Origin of the sequence: Bacillus sp. FSL P2-0099, assembly GCF_038007445.1 — a bacterium.
GTDB classification, from domain to species: Bacteria; Bacillota; Bacilli; order Bacillales; family Bacillaceae_G; genus Bacillus_A; species Bacillus_A mycoides.
In genome coordinates this window covers 441,945-460,186 of sequence record NZ_JBBOXE010000001.1, presented here as the reverse complement: position 1 = coordinate 460,186, position 18,242 = coordinate 441,945, and the positions used below count along the sequence as shown (strand labels likewise).

The window sequence follows — 18,242 nt, the reverse complement described above, 5'->3', positions numbered from 1 at the left end:
TTTCGTTACATATATCACGTTCTCCTTTTTCTATGTAAAAAAAGAAGAACAATACTGTTCTTCCATTTTAATCGTTTTTCTGTTCTCTATGCTACTTGTTTTTCTTGCTCAACTTTCTTTTTAACCGGGTTACGATTTACTACAATAATTCCCGCTGCGACACATGCTAAACCAAATAGTACAAAGGAATGGATTGCTTCCCCTAAAATTAGACTTGATAGTAGCACACCAAACACTGGTATAAAGAACATATACATCGAGACTTTCCCTACTTTGTTATACTTCATAATTGTATTCCATATACAGAATCCGGCTGCTGATAAGAACGATAAATATATGAGCATAAGTATTGCATGTAGATTAAATGTGAATGGCATCATTCCAACTTGAAATGCACCTATACATAGCAACCCAATTGATCCGAAAATCATCTGATATGCTGTCATATACCCAATATCTAATGTTTTACTACCTTCTTTCGCTAATATGTTTCCATACGAATACATCATGGCTGCCCCAAGAAGTAATAAGCTACCTATTCCAAAATGAAATGATAAACTTCCATCACTCGGTACATTCACTAAAATCACACCGCAAAAACCGATAGCTACTCCAATTACTTTTCGCCTATTTAGAGCATCATCTTTATATAAAAAGTGTGCGAGTAAAATTTGAAAGAATGATGATGTTCCTGAAATAATCGCTCCTTCAATTCCTGAGCTGTAACTCATTCCAATATAAAAACATATATATTGAAGAAAAGTTTGAAACAAGCCAATTTGAACTAACTGCTTTCCTGTTCCTTTTTTGAACTTCATATCTTTTCCTAACGCTTTAAAAAATAATAAGAGCATTACACCAGATAAGAAAAAGCGATAGCCAGCAAATAATATTTGTTCCCCGACTTCTTGTGGCTGAATTCCAAGTTCAGCATAGCTTAATTTAATAAAGGGAAATGCGCTTCCCCATAAAAATGTTGCTACTATTGCAGCAATAAACACGCCAATCGGATGGGTAAAAAATTTCTCTGTCTTCAACTTGATGTCTTCCTTTCCGACCTTTTTATGAACAATATTCATATATACCAAAGGAAATGCGAAAACACAAGTTTTCAGTTTATCCCGCTATTCGCCGGGCAGTAAAAGCCCGATTGGCGAGGGCTAATAATCAGCGTGGGATGAACAAAACCCCCACTAATTAAAGTTTCACTTTATACTAAAACAAAAACATATCATCTAAGAAAAACATATGCTATACTATAGAATAATTACAACATAATAACTATTAAAATCAGATTCAACAGAAATGCTGCTATCCATTATGGATGGCAGCTTTCGTCGTTTTATAGGGGTTTCGATTTTGATTCTTTTTCTCAATAAGAATTCGGAAGGAGCGAGTATTAATGAACGCAGAAGTAAAAACATTACCAGCACAAAAAGATATTTCTCATCCCTCTTTATGGGATACATTAAAGAAACATTATGAACTTATATTTGCAATCACATCTGGTATTTTTATTTTAGCTGGTTGGTTATTCACAAAAAATGATGCATTAAGTGCAGGTATTACTTTCTATATCCTTGCTTATGTAATTGGAGGATTTGCAAAAGCGAAAGAAGGTATTGAAGACACAATTGAAGAGAAAGAGCTAAATGTTGAAATGCTCATGATTTTTGCAGCTATCGGTGCCGCAGTTATCGGTTACTGGGCAGAAGGTGCTATTTTAATCTTCATCTTTGCATTAAGCGGTGCAATGGAATCTTATACATTAAGTAAAAGCCAAAAAGAAATTTCAGCGCTTCTTAATCTACAACCGGAAGAAGCATTACGTATTTCAACTGGAACCGAGGAACGTATTCCAGTTGGACAATTACAAATTAACGATATTATTTTAATTAAGCCAGGTGAGCGTGTTCCTGCTGATGGCACAATTCATAATGGTGAAACAAATATTGATGAAGCAGCTATTACAGGAGAACCTATTCCGAATGAGAAAAAATTCGGCGATGAAGTATTTGCCGGCACTGTAAATTTACGTGGTGCTATCGAAGTTAAAATTACGAAGCCGAGCGATCAAACATTATTCCAAAAGATTATTCGTCTCGTTCAAAGTGCAAAAAGCGAAAAATCACCATCACAACTATTCATCGAAAAATTTGAAGGAACATACGTAAAAGGTGTGCTGCTCGTTGTTGCGCTTATGATGTTCGTTCCTCATTTCTTACTTGATTGGAGTTGGAATGAAACGTTTTATCGCGCTATGATCTTACTTGTAGTCGCTTCTCCTTGTGCTCTAGTTGCAGCTATTACACCAGCAACTTTATCAGCAATTTCAAACGGAGCGAGAAACGGTATTCTCTTTAAAGGTGGTATTCATTTAGAACGTCTAGCTTCAGTAAAGGCGATTGCCTTTGATAAAACGGGAACATTAACACAAGGAAAACCTACTGTAACAGATGTATATGTTCGAGAAGGCATAGCAGAAAGTGAAGTACTTTCTATTACAGCAGCGATTGAAAGTCACTCTACACACCCTTTAGCAGAAGCGATTGTTAAATATGCAAAACATGCTTACGACATTACGATAAAAAAACCAGAAAACGTTGAAGATGTAACTGGTTTTGGATTAAAAGGAATATTAGAAAACAAAGCTTATAAAATTGGTAAAGCTGATTTTATCGGAGAAGAAATAAAAACATTTCATAATGGCATTTCTGCTTCACTTGAAAAAGAGGGGAAAACTGTCGTTTATATTAGTGATGAGGATGGTATTCTTGGACTGATTGCTTTAAAAGATACCCTTCGCCAAGAAACGATAGCGGCTATTCGTGATTTGCAAAGCATTGGTGTCGAAGCAATCATGATTACTGGTGATAATGAAGAAACAGCAAAAGCAATTGCCAATGAAAGTAATATAAAAGAATATTACGCATCATGTTTACCGGAAACAAAAGTTGAAACGATAAAGCAGTTAAAAGAAAAGTACGGCATAGTCGCCATGGTTGGAGATGGTATAAACGATGCACCTGCCCTCGCTACTGCTAGTATTGGTGTTGCAATGGGTGAAGGAACAGACGTGGCATTAGAGACTGCAGACGTTGTTCTTATGAAAAACGAATTATCTCGTCTCTCTCAAGCAATCCGTTTATCAAAACGAATGAACCGTATTGTGAAGCAAAACGTTATCTTCTCTTTAGCTGTCATTGCAATGCTGATTTGTTCAAATTTTTTACAGTTTTTAGCGCTTCCCTTCGGTGTTATTGGACATGAAGGAAGTACCATTCTTGTAATTTTGAATGGCTTACGATTATTAAAAGGAAATAATTAAAACGGGTCCCTCATAAAGGACCCGCTTTTTTTAATGGTAGCTATTGTGACCGTTCGCACTGCTGCTCGTTTTATGCTTTGGATGCGAACTGCTCTTTTGTTTGTTATTTTTATTATTGTGGTTCTTTTTATTATTACTCATGAAATATCCCCCCTGTTCCCTTTTATTATGGAACAAGAGCTCATTTTTCATTACGGGAATTATTGTCACCCGTTCTATAATGATGGAGTAAACCATTAATTTCACCGCCAAGTAAAATTACCCATCCAGTCAAGTAAAACCATAACATTAAAATAATAATACCACCGAGACCACCATATGTATTAGCGTAATTTGCAAATTTATCTACATAATAGGCAAATGAGTACGATACCACAATCCATCCTATAGTAGCAAATAACGCCCCTGAAACAACTTCTCTTCTCTTTAACTTACGATCAGGCGCAAATGTATATAAAAAGCTAAACAAAGCGATTAAAACGAAGAAACTTGCTACTAAACGTGTAATGCTCCAAACATAAGAAAAACTATCCGATAAACCAATTGCTTTAAACACGGCTGCCCCAATCACTTGTCCAAATACTGGGACGATTAGTGCAAACACGATCATAAAAATTATTGCTAACGTGAACACGATAGATAAAGCTCTTGTTTTAATAAAGGAGCGTGTTTCTGTTACATCATAAGCGCGGTTAAAAGCATTCATAACCGCATTAACACCATTTGAGGCAAACCATAACATCGATAATAGACCAAATGATAATAAACCACCATTTTGCTGATTTACAACTTTATCTACATTTACCTCAATCAAGTTCATCGCATCATCTGGTACATAAACCTCTAATAAACTAAGCACATCCTCTGTTTGAATGGGAATAAAGCCAAGAAGCGTAATTAAGAAAACAAGCCCAGGGAAAATCGCAAGCAAGAAGAAATAAGCGAGCTGTGCTGCTAAGCCCGCTACATCATCGCGCATCGTCCGGTCATATAAATCTTTCCCAAACGAAAAAGTGCGATTTCTTTTTGCTTTTTCTAGAAATTTTCTCATATTTTTTAGACGCTTTTCTTCTCTTCTTTATTTTGCTTTAGCTCAATGTATGCTTCAGTTTTTTTTTCCTCTGCATTTGAGTCCTTCATAAATAATTCACGCGCTTCTTTCATACCACCATCTTCAGCTACCACTGGCTCTTCTTCTGCTTTAAGCTCATCTACCTTTGGAGATACAGCTTGAATTTCAATCGTTTCCGGCTTTTCTACTGGCACAATCTTTTTCTTACTAAACATTTCTTTCGTTTCTTTTAACGTTTCTACAACAGACGGCGTCAATTTTTTAATTTCTGCTACTTTCGCTTTCACTACATTGAAATCAGCAAGTTCGCGTCCTTTATCTGTAACAGTTTGCACTTTTTCTTTTATCTTCGCATTTTCACCAATCTCAATCATCTTTGTTTTTGCTTTTTCTGCCGTATTTTTTACTTTTTCACGGTTTTCTTTCTTTAACATAGATACAGCTACACCTGCAGCTACACCAATCGCAATGTTTCGAGCAATATTATTTTTCTTTGCCATATTCCTTCACCCTTTCATTTCTTATATTAGAAAGTATTACTTTCTAAGCTTCCTCATATTCCTTGTTCATTTCGAATGAAAGCTAATAGCTTTACACACCCTTCTGTTACAAGGTCATACACTTCTTGGAAGTTCCCTGTAAAGTAAGGGTCAGGAACGTCTGTCCAGCCACCGTCTGGAACAAAATCGGACAGCCTACCAATATAGCCTCCAGTTTTACCAAAACTTTTTAAATCCGCTATATTCTTGTTGTCCATGGCAATAATATAATCAAACTTTGTTAAGTCTTCTTTTTCTACTTGCCGTGCTTTAATTCCTTCAAAAGAGACTTCATTTTCTTTTAAAATTTTTTGTGTTCCTTTATGTGGTGGATGACCAATATGCCAATCTCCAGTTCCTGCAGAATCAATGACAATTTTCTCTTCGAGTCCCTCTTTTACGACAAAATCTCGAAAAATTGCTTCTGCCATTGGAGAACGACAAATGTTCCCAAGACAAACAAACAATACTCGGACCATATTTTTGTTTCTTCCCTTCTTGGTGCATTTCTTAATATATATCTATAGTATAAGCAACCAATTATTAATTATAAAGGAAATCCCTACTAATTTAATAGGATTGAAAAGTTTCATTAACGAAAATGATAAAAAAATGTTAAGATAACCTTATGTTATTTTAAAGGGGGACACTTCGGTGGATTTATCCGTGAAATCAGAAGCAAACGTTGAATATATGGTAGAAGCTATTAAAGAAAAATTACGCATGGTTAATGCTGGAGCAATGAGAGCTGCTAGTTTTAACGAAGAAATGTACGAGGACTTACGTGACATTTATGAGCATGTTATGAAACGTGAAACATTCAGTATTAGTGAAATGCAAGCTATTACTGAGGAACTAGGTACATTAATTAAAAAATAACAAAGAGCCTCACGTATGCGAGGCTCTTTTAATTTCAACAAATTCATGACAACTCTTCTCTTTTCCTCATCACATTCTAAAATACTGTACAATGAAAGTAGAATCTCACCTTAGATTTTTTCTCCATACATACTACTCTAAAAAAATTGCCACACTACCATTGCTAACTGTTTTTACTGGGGGTGCTTACTTATGAGCAATTGGTACAGTAAGACGAAAAATCAAACATTAATCGACCTAGAAACAAATGAACAACACGGTTTAACAGATGAAATCGTAAATGAACGTTTAAAGCAATATGGTTATAATGAATTAGCTACCAAACAAAAACGTACTTTATGGCAACGCGTTTTCGCCCAAATTAATGACGTCCTCGTATATGTCCTTATTATCGCTGCCCTTATTTCCGCCTTTGTAGGTGAATGGGCTGATGCAAGTATTATCGCGCTCGTTGTAGTTTTAAATGCCGTTATCGGTGTAATCCAAGAATCGAAAGCAGAACAGGCTTTAGAAGCATTGAAAAAGATGGCAACACCTAAAGCTATCGTAAAGCGAGATGGTGAACTAAAAGAAATTCCATCTGAGCACGTCGTTCCAGGTGATATCGTTATGCTTGATGCTGGGCGGTATATCCCCTGCGATTTACGCCTTATCGAAACTGCAAATTTAAAAGTTGAAGAATCTGCTCTAACTGGTGAATCCGTCCCTGTCGATAAAGATGCAGTCTACCACCCTTCCATGCAAAGTGATGAGCAAGTACCATTAGGCGATCAAAAAAACATGGCATTTATGTCGACGTTAGTAACGTATGGACGTGGCGCTGGTGTTGCTGTTGAAACTGGGATGAACTCACAAATTGGCAAGATTGCTACCCTTTTACATGAAGCAGACGATGATATGACACCACTTCAAAAAAGCTTGGCACAAGTAGGAAAATATTTAGGTTTTGTCGCTGTAGCTATTTGCGCTATTATGTTTCTCATCGGTTTTTTACAAGGACGAGATACTTTGGAAATGTTTATGACTGCAATTAGTTTAGCTGTTGCAGCCATTCCAGAAGGCTTACCAGCTATTGTTTCCATCGTTCTTGCCATTGGTGTTCAGCGTATGATTAAACAAAACGTTATCATTCGTAAACTACCAGCTGTTGAAGCTCTCGGTTCTGTCACAATTATTTGTTCAGATAAAACAGGTACATTAACTCAAAATAAAATGACCGTTACTCACTTTTATAGTGATCGCACATACGACCAGCTAGAAAATTTGAATATAAATAATGATGTACACCGTCTATTATTAGAAAATATGGTTTTATGCAACGATGCCTCTTACAGTACCGACTCACAAACAGGGGATCCTACAGAAATTGCCCTTCTTGTTGCCGGAAGCTCTTTTAACATTCAAAAAGATCATTTAGAAAATAAACATGAACGTGTTAACGAATTACCTTTCGAGTCTGATCGTAAAATGATGTCAACTGTACATACGTACGATGAAAGCTACTATAGCATGACGAAAGGTGCAATTGATAAACTTTTACCTCACTGTACCCATATCTTTATAAATAATAAAATTGAGATCTTAACAGATTCTGATAAAAATCAAATATTAGAAGCTGCCGGGTCAATGTCACAAGAAGCCTTAAGAGTACTTTCATTCGCATATAAAAGATACGATTCAAACGATGTGAATATAAATCACCTCGAAGAAAATCTTATCTTTATCGGTCTTGTCGGTATGATTGATCCACCACGCACAGAAGTAAAAGATTCAATTACAGAATGTCAAAAAGCTGGTATTCGCACAGTTATGATTACTGGTGATCATAAGGATACCGCCTTTGCAATTGCCAAAGAACTTGGTATTGCTGAAGAAAAATCTGAAATTATGATTGGAACTGAATTAGATACCATTTCAGATACAGAACTAGCAAGTAAAATTAATCACTTAAATGTATTCGCTAGGGTCTCTCCAGAACATAAAGTGAAGATTGTAAAAGCATTACGTGCTGAAGGAAATATCGTTTCCATGACTGGTGACGGTGTAAATGATGCTCCTTCTTTAAAGCAAGCAGATGTTGGAGTAGCAATGGGAATTACAGGAACAGATGTCGCAAAAGGCGCAGCAGATGTAGTTTTAACAGATGATAACTTCTCATCTATTGTGAAAGCTGTTGAAGAAGGAAGAAATATTTATCGTAATATTAAAAAGTCTATTCTCTTCCTACTTTCTTGTAATTTCGGCGAAATTATAGCTCTCTTTTTAGCTATTTTACTCGGCTGGGCAACACCACTACGCCCGATTCACATTTTGTGGGTAAATTTAATCACAGATACACTGCCTGCATTATCACTCGGTGTTGATCCTGAAGATCCAGATGTGATGAAGGAAAAACCACGGCATGCGAAAGAAAGCTTATTTAGCGGTAGCGTTCCTTTTCTTATTTTCAATGGGGTTGTAATTGGACTTCTTACTTTAACAGCCTTTATCGTTGGGGCAAAGCTCTATACAGGAGATACAAATTTATTTCCTCTCTTCCCAGACCAAATTGATGAAGACGCGCTATTACACGCTCAAACGATGGCATTTGTCGTTCTTAGTTTCTCTCAACTCGTTCATTCATTTAACTTACGTTCAAGAACGAAATCAATTTTTTCAATTGGGATATTTACAAATAAATATTTAGTCTTCTCACTTCTAATCGGTGTTCTTATGCAAGTGTGTATTATCTCCATCCCACCTCTTGCCAATATATTTGGTGTGCATGCATTAACAATGCGAGATTGGGGATTTGTTCTCTTGTTAAGTATCATTCCGCTTGTTGTGAATGAAATCATTAAATTAGTTAAGAGAAACTAAAAGGCAATGAGGACTGTTCCTCATTGCCTTTTCTTTATCCTTGTAATTCTTTTTTGATGTTCTCTGTTAATGTAGCCATGCGCTTGCGGCTTTCTTCACGCTCACGTTTATTTTGCTCTTCAATTTGTTGTGTTTCTTGCATACCTCTTGAAATAATGTTCCAAGTTTCCTCAAGTGTTTCCATCTTAATACTAGAAGAACCTGATAATCTCGCTACTTCCACACTTTGAGTTGCGATATTTTGTGCATTTTTCTTAAGTAATTCATTTGTACGTCGATCAAGTTCAGCCATAGAGTCCGCAACAAGCTTTTGACGTTTCGCATTTACCGCTTGAATGATACCATTTTTAAAGATAGGAATCGTTGTAATAAATGCTGTATTGATTTTACCGATTAATTTATTGTTACCGCGTTGAATCATACGAATTTGTGGTGCCGTTAATAGAGCAACCATACGTGCTTTTTCTAAATCATCAATACGTTGTTCTAAAATTTCAACAGAGTTTTTAAGCGATTCTAATTCAATACCCGCTAACTGATCATTATTACGTATGCGCTCTTCGTACATCGGAACTAACTCTGTATTTAAACGCTCTAATAACATTTCCCCTGCTACTACGTATTTTTCTAAGTCTAAATAATACTTTAAGTTTTGCTCATATAAACCATCTAACGTACCAATTGATTTTTTCATTTCATCTTGATACTTCGTAATTTCTACGTATACTTTATCCATTTCGCGACCCATCGTCTGATACTTACTAAAGATTTGTTCAATCATTTTATCTGCTTTTTTGAACATACGTGAGAAGAAACCACTTTTCTCTTCCGCAAAGTCTTTACTATCAAATCTGTCCATAATTTTACCAAGCTGTTTTAATAATTCACCAGAGTCTTCTACTTTCGATAAAGACATTGTATGTAAAATTTGATCAGCGAAACGTGAAATTTCCATAGAAGGTTCTTTTCCGAGTTCAATTAATTCTAATTGATCTTTAATGTCTACTGCGTTATAAATACGTTGCACTTCTGCATCTTGTCTAAGTTGCAAGCGAACATCTTGTGCGGTTTGCTCATTCAATTCTGTTTTCGAATCTAGTACGACTGGGTTATTCATATGGTATTCTCCCTTTCCTTATAAAAATGGACGAAATAGTCCTTTTATTGTTTGTGATAAATTTTTATAGGCTGATGAACCATGAAATTCAAGATCGAAATTAACTTCTTCAAGCCAATGTGAATCAAATGCTCCTGATTGAATATACGGTTCAATATCGTTTCTCCCCGTTGGATTAAAGTGGAATACATCTACTCCAATTTGATTTAAAAATAGTAATAACACAGCATCAGAACGACTTAATTCTCCGCTCTTCTCATTATTAAATATAACAATTTTCGGTACTTCTTGCGAATAATCAAATTTCTCAAGCTGCTCTAAAATGTTCGGTGGTATTTGAGAGAGTTGTGCGAAAACATACAGTGCTACATCTTGTTTCGTCTCTTTCGCAATTGGTTTACACATTTCACTTTCGCACGTATGGATGATTGCTTCTGCAATACCATGTTGTAATCCTTCTGGTAAACGCTTATGCGGCCACCAATGGCTGTTCATAATTAAATCCGGATGTAACTTCCCTGCGCGGTCCAATGCATCTCGATAATGATATTGGAAATTCGCTTTTTGTTCTTTCGTGAACGGGAATGTATTAATCAAGAAACTGTTATCAAATGATGTAACAGCCTTTAGTCGCTGAAAATATTCTTTATCATTCTTTGAAACACCTGATATTTTTGCAAATAAAGAAGGAATATAAATATGCTTATTTTCAACAAAGAATGTTGGGCGTACAAATGCCTTTTCTTTCGTAATTAAAAAGAGTTCATCGTACGTTGTTTTGAGCGTACGGGCTACAGGTGTATACGAACGGAATTGCCACGGTTTGTATAATAATGAATTATCGTGGTGAAGTACTTGCTCGATTTCTTTTGAAGCTTGATAAGCTACTGTTGCGACGCGTTCACGACGCCGATCAGGAAATGGTTCCAATGAAATACGGCCTGAATGAGATACGACAAAGGTCTTTCCTTCCTCATCTACACTCTCAAATCCATCTTTTCCTTCTGGGTGATAATAAAGCACATCACAGCCGAGCATAATAAGAAAGTATAAGAAATATATACGACTCTCCGTCGCATCACCGTACCAAACGATACGTGGCATTTGTTTCTTATAATTAATCGTAGAGAACCACTTCGCTACGTAATTTTCACTTAATTTAATCATATCGATTAAGAAACGCCGGAATCCTTCTGTTTTTAAAGATTGATTATGTTGTTTCTCATACAATTTCAATACAGAAATAAACGTCGTATGTATATAATGCTGTAAATCAGGATTGTCTACTTGCGGTAATAGTTGTTTTCCAGACAAATGTGCTACAAGCCTATTTACTGTAAGTCCATTCGGCGCTTCTTGATGTAATGCAAAAACTTCTTGAATATGGCGCAGTTTTTCGGGATCAATCACCTTATTTAAATTTTGTTCATGCAAAACCTCGATCCCTTTTGCTTCATTATAATCAAATAGTTCATTGAAATATTCATCTACATCATTCGGAACACCAAGAATGCGACTTGCTATATAACTAAATTTCATCTCATTCTCTGTCAGTTCATATTGTGGACGTTTTTCTAAAAGCGCTTCAAATTGCTTTAAATCTGATTCATCTTTTAATGCATATGGTTGAAGTGTAAAACGTGAAAACACAACAGTTCACCTCCAAAAACATTTACGTTTTTTATAAAGTCTCTCTTCTATTATAAACTATTTCTAGTTATAAAAAATGGGCGCTCGCATAACGAGCAAACCCATTTCAACTATTTATGTTCATTTTTAGTAGCTGCAACTTCTTCTTTAGCTTGTCCAGAATTCTTCATGTAGTGAAGTATAAATGTTGCTCCAAACGCTATAACTAAAATAATAAAGAACAGCGTATGACTTACCTCAATATGAATGACAGACAGTAGCATTTTTGCTGCAATAATTAAGATTAAAATATATGCTGTCGTTTCAAGTTCTGGAATACGCTCTAACAATTTTAAGAATACGCCAGCAATACCGCGCATCATTAAAATACCGAGCATTCCACCTAATAGTAAAATCCAAACTTCATTCGATACACCAAACGCAGCAAGTACACTATCTACAGAGAATGCGATATCCATTAATTCAACCATCGCAACCGTCCCCCAGAAAACACCGAACATTCTGAAGAGAATACTATTTTGGTTCATACCATGGGCTTCTTCTTCTTCTGAAGTGCCTTTTCTTTTATCAATGAAATATTTAATTGACAGCCAAGCTAAGTAAAGCGCACCTAACACTTTTACCCATGCCAATTTAATTAAGAACATTCCGATTCCAATTGCAATAAAACGGAATACATAAGCTCCAATAAGTCCATAGAATAATGCTTTTTTTCGTTTTTCTTCTGGAAGATGTTTTACCATTACCGCTAACACAAGTGCATTGTCAGCAGATAATAACCCTTCAAGTACAACAAGTGTACCTATTAACCCCCAAGATACTGGATCTTGTAACACTTTAATCCACATGTCCAAGTCGAAAAACTGAGCATACGTATCAAGGATTCCTTGCAAAATACTCATCTTACCTTTATCCCCTATTCTTTGCTAGATTTATAGAAAGGTCAAAAAAAGGAAACGAATACCGTTTCCCTTCTTATGCATCCAAGCCATACGCTCTTACAAGCGCACCTAATCCACCTTGGAATCCACTTCCTACTGCACTAAACTTCCACTGTCCATTATGACGATATAATTCACAAAAGACAACTGCTGTTTCAATGGAGAAATCTTCCCCTAAATCAAAACGAAGAACTTCTTCGTTTGTTTCTTCATTTGCTAAACGCACGAATGCATTTGCAACCTGTCCAAAGTTTTGATTACGGCCTTCTCCATCATAAATTGTAACTGTAATAGCAATTTTATGAACATCTGCTGGAACCTTTTTCAAATCGACAACAAGTTGCTCATCATCACCGTCACCTGCACCTGTACGGTTATCTCCTGTATGTAAAACTGATTCACAAGGAGACTGTAAATTATTATAGAAAATAAAATCAGTTTCCTTCGTACATTTCCCGTTCGCATCTAATAAAAAGGCAGATGCATCTAAATCGAAATCAGATCCACCATCATAAGATTTAATATCCCATCCAAGACCAATTACTGCTCTTGATAAACCTGGGCTTGTTTTAGCTAAATCTATTTTCTGTCCTTTTTGCAATTGAATAACCATATATTTTCACCTCTATATTTTAATTTCAAAAAATATATCCATCAGTAAATACGCGTTTCACCGATGGATATATAAATCTATTACTCTACATCTAAACCAAAGTTATTACATAGAGAACCTAATCCACCTTGGAATCCACTTCCGATTGCATTGAATTTCCATTCACCTGCGTGACGGTATAATTCACTTACTACTACTGCAGTTTCAATAGAGAAATCTTCTCCTAAATCGTAACGAATTAATTCTGCATTCTTTTCTTCATCCATAATGCGTACGAAAGAGTTAGAAACTTGTCCGAAGTTTTGGCTACGGCCTTCTCCATCATAAATTGTGATTGTGAAGCAAATACGCTCGATATGTGCAGGAACATTTTTTAAGTCTATTTTAATTGTTTCATCGTCGCCTTCACCTGCACCTGTACGGTTATCTCCTAAATGCTCTACAGCACCATTCGCACCTTTTGGATTATTATAGAAGACGAAATCCTCTGCTCCTGAAACTTTACCGTTAGCACCTACTAAGAAGATACTAACATCTAAATCGAAATCGCTTTGTCCGTCATAACGATTCGTATCCCAACCAAGTCCTACAAGAACTTTCGAAAGACCTGGATTTGTTTTTGTTAAGTCTACCTTTTGTCCTTTTTTCAATGAAATTGATGCCATATACAATTCCTCCTTGGTTTATCTTATTGGTAACGTGATACAATCTCACTTAAGTTTTTATCTTGTGTTCCTTCTCCAACTGCTGAAAACTTCCATTCGTTTCCGTCTCGATACATTTCCCCTGCAATTAAAGTCATTTTGCCAGCGTAATTATCTGACAAGTTATAACGTGCTAATTCTTCACCTGTTTGTGGGTTTTGAATACGAATATATGCATTGCGAATCATCCCAAAATCTTGACGACGATTTACACAGTCATAAATATTTACAACGAATACTAAACGATTAATACGGCTCGGAACTTTATGTAATTCTACGAAAATTGTTTCGTCGTCACCAGCGCCTTCACCTGTTAAATTATCTCCTGAATGAATGATACTACCACAAGTAGAAAGTTTGTTGCCGAAGTAAACTAGATCATTTTTGTTTAAAAAACGATCCCCTTCTAACATAACAACAGATGCATCACAATCTACACTTGGTTTACTTCCAAATAAAGAAGACAGAAACCCACCTGATTGCCCAATTGGATCCCAGCCTAAGCCAACCTGCAGTTTCGCTACTCTCGGTTGTCCTTTTGTTAAATCAATCTTTTGTCCTTTTTCTAAAATAATAGGCATGAAGTTTCTTCCTTTCTACAAAGCATTTTCCAAATCGGAAAACATTGTATTCTCCTCTTATATTGTAGCATTATTTATCTAATGAGAAAAAGGATAAATTCTCAATTATATGAAAACAGATACTATATTTATTTATACTGATGTAATAAGTGGTAAATAGAACCAATCATTCCTGCACAATTACCGCTTTGCGCAAGTTTAATCTCACAATTACTATAAATCTCTTGATTTAAGTATGTTCCTATCTCTTCCTTCACTTCATGTAAGAAATCATCTCCTCTTTCAGTAATTCCCCCACCAATAATAATCATTTTCGGATTAAAAATATAAGCAAGATTGCTAATACCAATCGCCAAATGTTTAAAGAAAATCTTCACGGCTTGAGTAACACCGCTATCACCCTTATCATATAATTCGAAAATTGTTTTACCATCCCACTCCTTTTTACCTTTATATCTTCGTACGAGATGAATTAATCCTGAAATTGAGGCAACCTCCTCAAAAGTTTTCCCTTCTATTAACATGTTCCCCCATTCCCCAGCGCCAAACGAATGTCCACGGTATAACTCTCCATTTATAACAATTGCTCCACCAATGCCCGTTCCAAGCGTAAGCATAATAAAATCGCTTTCTCCCCTCCCTGTACCTTTCCATTTCTCACCTAAGGCTGCACAATTAACATCATTTTCAATAGATACAGGAACTTTTAATACTTCTTGTAATCTCTCAACAATAGAAATATTAGCATAACGTGGAATATGATCCACACCTCCCGTTATAACTCCTTTATCAATATCAACAATTCCCGCTGTACTAATACCAATTCCGGAAATAGTATGTTCAGTCATTAACTTTTTTGATAAACATATAAGTTTTTGAACAATTTGTTCCCCGCCCAAGTGAATTTCTGTTGGGACCTTTTTATGTATTAGTACTACCCCTATTTCTGAAACAATTCCATATTTAATTTGCGTACCACCAATATCAAATGCAATATATTCTTTCATCCGTTGCCACTTCCTCTACTGTTATGAGTGTAAATTCTCCAACACTCTACTATTTGCAAGGAATTTACATTAACTCTTTTCTCCCTTTAGAAATACACCACCTTTTTCTATATATAGTTTTTTTTGCATAAAACTCTTTTTTCTATGAAATATTACAAAGGGGTGTATTTTAGATGGAACAATAATTTTTTCTTCAGGAGGAAAACAATGACAAAAATCTTCATTTTAGCATCAACACTTTCTTTATCCTTTTTTAGCGGCTTAAATATTGGTAATGCTGCAACTGAAAACTTCCATCCAATAACAAACGCTATTGTACAAAATAACGATACTTTAGCAGAAGGTAATTCAAAAGATAATAATAAACCTCCAGGAAACAATGGTTCTCAGGACGATAGTGGTTCTGGTGGCAATGGTTCTGGTGGCAGTGGTTCTGGTGGCAATGGTTCTGGTGGCAGTGGTTCTGGTGGCAGTGGTTCTGACGGCAACGGTTCTGGTGGCAGTGGTTCTGGCGGCAATGGTTCTGGTGGCAGTGGTTCTGGTGGCAGTGATTCTGGTGGCAGTGGTTCTGGTGGCAGTGGTTCTGGTGGCAGTGGTTCTGACGGCAACGGTTCTGGTGGCAATGGTTCTGGCGGCAATGGTTCTGGTGGCAACGTTCTGGTGGCAATGGTTCTGGTGGCAGTGGTTCTGGCGGCAGTGGTTCTGACGGCAACGGTTCTGGCGGCAGTGGCTCTGGTGGCAATGGTTCTGGCGGCAGTGGTTCTGGCGGCAGTGGTTCTGACGGCAATGGTTCTGGTGGCAGTGGCTCTGGTGGCAGTGGTTCTGGCGGTAACGGCTCTGGTGGCAACGGTTCTGGTGGCAGTGGTTCTGGTGGCAATGGTTCTGGTGGCAACGGTTCTGGTGGCAACGGTTCTGGTGGCAACGGTTCTGGTGGTAACGGCTCTGGTGGCAGTGGTTCTGGTGACAATGGTTCTGGTGGCAATGGTTCTGCAATGGTTCTGGTGGCAGTGGTTCTGGTGGCAGTGGCTCTGGTAGCAATGGTTCTGGTGGCAATGGTTCTGGTGGCAGTGGTTCTGGCAGTGGTTCTGGCAGTGGTTCTGGTGGCAGTGGCTCTCAGGGCGGCAACCGTGTTAAAGGCGATAGCAGTTCTCAAGGTGGCAATGGCTCTCAGGGCGGCAACCGTGTTAAAGGCGACAGCAGTTCTCAAGGTGATAATGGCTCTCAAAATGGCAAAGCAAAAGATAATTCAGTAAAACAAGGCGATAAGTTACCTAATACTGCAACACATTATCCTGCATCTATTTTAATGGGACTTTCAACATTCCTAATTGGTATGTTACTATTTATTCGCCGTAAAAACGCAAAATAAAAAACAACATCCTTCCATCTAAAAAATACATGAAACAAATTGTAAAACTAAAAAGGACTTTGGATTGCATTTTATTATGCAGCTCAAAGTCCTTTTCATCATCTATCAAAAAAGCATTAATACGCTTTTCCCCAATACACCATTTGCTTAGCTTCTTTACCACAGCAAATACATTCGTCAGCTAAATGCTCTTGCTCAAAAGGCATACAGCGTGAAGATACTCCAACTTCTTCTTTTAGTTTCTCTTCACAAGCTAATTCTCCGCACCACATTGCCTTAATAAACCCTTGCTTTTCATCAGCTATTTTTTTCATCTCTCCGAAATTCGTCACACTATAAGTACTCTCATCTCTAAATACTTTTGCTTTACTAAATAAAGAATGATGAATCTCCTCAAGTAATGATGGGATGCGCTCTTCTAATTGATCCATTGCTATAAACTCTTTTTCTTTCGTATCTCGCCTTACAAGTACAACTTGATTCTTTTCAATATCCTTTGGACCAACTTCTAATCTAATTGGAACACCCTTCATTTCATACTCATTAAATTTCCAGCCAGGTGTTTTATTACTAGCATCTATTTTTACTCTCGCAACCTTTTGAATACGCCCTTGTAACTCTGTTGCTTTTTCTAAAACTCCTTCTTTATGCTGAGCAATAGGTACGATAACAACTTGTAATGGTGCAACTTTTGGCGGCATTACAAGTCCGTTATTATCGCTATGAACCATAATAAGTCCACCTATCATTCTTGTTGATACACCCCAAGATGTTTGATGTACGTATTGCCATTTACCGTTACGGTCTAAAAACTTAATATCAAATGCTTCAGAGAAATTCGTTCCAAAGTTATGAGATGTTCCTGTTTGAAGTGCTTTTCCATCATGCATTAAACTTTCAATCGTATAAGTTGCCTTCGCTCCTGCAAACTTTTCTTTTTCTGTTTTTTGCCCTTTAATAACCGGAATCGCTAAATACTCTTCACAAAAAGCAGCATATAGATTTAAAATATTTAATGTTTCAATTTGAGATTCTTCTGCCGTTTCATGAATCGTATGACCTTCTTGCCATAAAAATTCAGTTGTACGAAGGAATGGTCTCGTCGTCTTCTCCCAACGAACTACTGAACACCACTGGTTATATAACTTTGGTAAATCATTATATGATTGAACAATTTTTGAAAAATGCTCACAAAATAAAGTTTCAGATGTAGGGCGTATACAAAGTCTTTCCGCCAATTTCTCATCCCCGCCATGAGTAACCCATGCTACTTCAGGAGCAAATCCTTCAACATGATCTTTCTCTTTTTGTAATAAACTCTCTGGAATAAACATTGGCATGTACACATTTTCATGACCAGATTCTTTTAATTTTTCATCCATTACTTTCTGCATATTTTCCCATAATGCATAACCGTATGGACGTAAAATCATACAACCTTTCACACTTGAATAATCAACAAGCTCCGCTTTTTTTACAATATCGGTATACCACTGAGCAAAGTCTTCTTCCATCTTCGTAATGGCTTGTACTTGTTCTTTTACCATAGTTATTCTTCCTCCTTTAGAAAATAGAAAAAGCCC

15 protein-coding genes and 1 pseudogene are annotated in these 18,242 nt (G+C 36.6%); 4 read left to right on the top strand and 12 right to left on the bottom strand.

All coding sequences use genetic code 11. The annotated features are described in order from the left end of the window. Positions 1 to 86: 86 nt before the first annotated feature. Complete coding sequence (locus MKY90_RS02355) at positions 87 to 1,037, bottom strand: DMT family transporter (protein WP_002125011.1); 951 nt, start codon at positions 1,035 to 1,037, stop codon at positions 87 to 89. 365 nt (positions 1,038 to 1,402) lie between these two features. On the opposite strand from MKY90_RS02355, the gene MKY90_RS02350 reads away from it, so the two are divergent. Continuing rightward, a complete protein-coding gene (locus MKY90_RS02350; protein ID WP_341090210.1) occupies positions 1,403 to 3,328 on the top strand; it encodes a heavy metal translocating P-type ATPase in 1,926 nt (641 codons plus the stop codon). Between the two features lie 181 nt (positions 3,329 to 3,509). On the opposite strand, the gene MKY90_RS02345 is transcribed toward MKY90_RS02350, so the two are convergent. The 3 genes from MKY90_RS02345 to MKY90_RS02335 are packed head-to-tail and all read right to left on the bottom strand — an operon-like array spanning position 3,510 to position 5,418. Beyond that, positions 3,510 to 4,379 (bottom strand): YihY/virulence factor BrkB family protein, encoded by an 870-nt coding sequence (locus MKY90_RS02345; RefSeq protein WP_002125008.1) that lies wholly within the window; start codon positions 4,377 to 4,379, stop codon positions 3,510 to 3,512. A gap of 5 nt (positions 4,380 to 4,384) precedes the next feature. Then, entirely contained in the window at positions 4,385 to 4,900 is a 516-nt protein-coding gene (locus MKY90_RS02340) for a DUF4075 domain-containing protein (protein WP_002125007.1), read from the bottom strand. Positions 4,901 to 4,953: 53 nt separating this feature from the next. Continuing rightward, on the bottom strand, positions 4,954 to 5,418 hold the full coding sequence (locus tag MKY90_RS02335; RefSeq protein ID WP_002125006.1) for a low molecular weight protein-tyrosine-phosphatase: 465 nt from the start codon (positions 5,416 to 5,418) through the stop codon (positions 4,954 to 4,956). Between the two features lie 175 nt (positions 5,419 to 5,593). On the opposite strand from MKY90_RS02335, the gene MKY90_RS02330 reads away from it, so the two are divergent. Both MKY90_RS02330 and MKY90_RS02325 read left to right on the top strand, forming a co-directional pair. Continuing rightward, the gene (locus tag MKY90_RS02330) at positions 5,594 to 5,818 is read left to right on the top strand and encodes a DUF1128 domain-containing protein (RefSeq protein WP_002010236.1); all 225 of its coding nucleotides are present in this window, start codon (positions 5,594 to 5,596) and stop codon (positions 5,816 to 5,818) included. Between the two features lie 192 nt (positions 5,819 to 6,010). Further along, a complete protein-coding gene (locus tag MKY90_RS02325; protein ID WP_003187179.1) occupies positions 6,011 to 8,677 on the top strand; it encodes a cation-translocating P-type ATPase in 2,667 nt (888 codons plus the stop codon). Between the two features lie 34 nt (positions 8,678 to 8,711). Here MKY90_RS02325 and MKY90_RS02320 read toward each other — a convergent pair whose 3' ends face one another. The 7 genes from MKY90_RS02320 to MKY90_RS02290 form a co-directional block, all read right to left on the bottom strand. After that, positions 8,712 to 9,794 carry a toxic anion resistance protein gene (locus MKY90_RS02320; protein WP_002029585.1) on the bottom strand — a complete coding sequence of 361 codons (1,083 nt, stop codon included), beginning with the start codon at positions 9,792 to 9,794 and terminating at the stop codon, positions 8,712 to 8,714. An 18-nt stretch (positions 9,795 to 9,812) separates the two neighbouring features. After that, positions 9,813 to 11,444, bottom strand: coding sequence for a YceG family protein (locus MKY90_RS02315; RefSeq protein WP_002125002.1), 1,632 nt, complete (start codon positions 11,442 to 11,444; stop codon positions 9,813 to 9,815). Positions 11,445 to 11,554: 110 nt separating this feature from the next. After that, positions 11,555 to 12,346 (bottom strand): TerC family protein, encoded by a 792-nt coding sequence (locus MKY90_RS02310; RefSeq protein WP_002125000.1) that lies wholly within the window; start codon positions 12,344 to 12,346, stop codon positions 11,555 to 11,557. A 73-nt stretch (positions 12,347 to 12,419) separates the two neighbouring features. Then, positions 12,420 to 12,998: a TerD family protein gene (locus MKY90_RS02305; protein WP_002010227.1), complete on the bottom strand. Its 579-nt coding sequence runs from the start codon at positions 12,996 to 12,998 to the stop codon at positions 12,420 to 12,422. Between the two features lie 80 nt (positions 12,999 to 13,078). Beyond that, positions 13,079 to 13,663, bottom strand: coding sequence for a TerD family protein (locus MKY90_RS02300; RefSeq protein WP_002124998.1), 585 nt, complete (start codon positions 13,661 to 13,663; stop codon positions 13,079 to 13,081). A gap of 23 nt (positions 13,664 to 13,686) precedes the next feature. Next, positions 13,687 to 14,283 carry a TerD family protein gene (locus MKY90_RS02295; protein WP_002029589.1) on the bottom strand — a complete coding sequence of 199 codons (597 nt, stop codon included), beginning with the start codon at positions 14,281 to 14,283 and terminating at the stop codon, positions 13,687 to 13,689. 128 nt (positions 14,284 to 14,411) lie between these two features. Beyond that, the gene (locus MKY90_RS02290) at positions 14,412 to 15,290 is read right to left on the bottom strand and encodes an ROK family protein (RefSeq protein ID WP_061676176.1); all 879 of its coding nucleotides are present in this window, start codon (positions 15,288 to 15,290) and stop codon (positions 14,412 to 14,414) included. Between the two features lie 207 nt (positions 15,291 to 15,497). On the opposite strand from MKY90_RS02290, the pseudogene MKY90_RS02285 reads away from it, so the two are divergent. Next, positions 15,498 to 16,659 (top strand): annotated as a pseudogene (locus tag MKY90_RS02285) (cell wall anchor protein). Positions 16,660 to 16,775: 116 nt separating this feature from the next. On the opposite strand, the gene proS reads toward MKY90_RS02285, so the two are convergent. Beyond that, complete coding sequence (gene proS / locus MKY90_RS02280; RefSeq protein WP_215599081.1) at positions 16,776 to 18,206, bottom strand: proline--tRNA ligase; 1,431 nt, start codon at positions 18,204 to 18,206, stop codon at positions 16,776 to 16,778. Between the last annotated feature and the right edge of the window lie 36 nt (positions 18,207 to 18,242).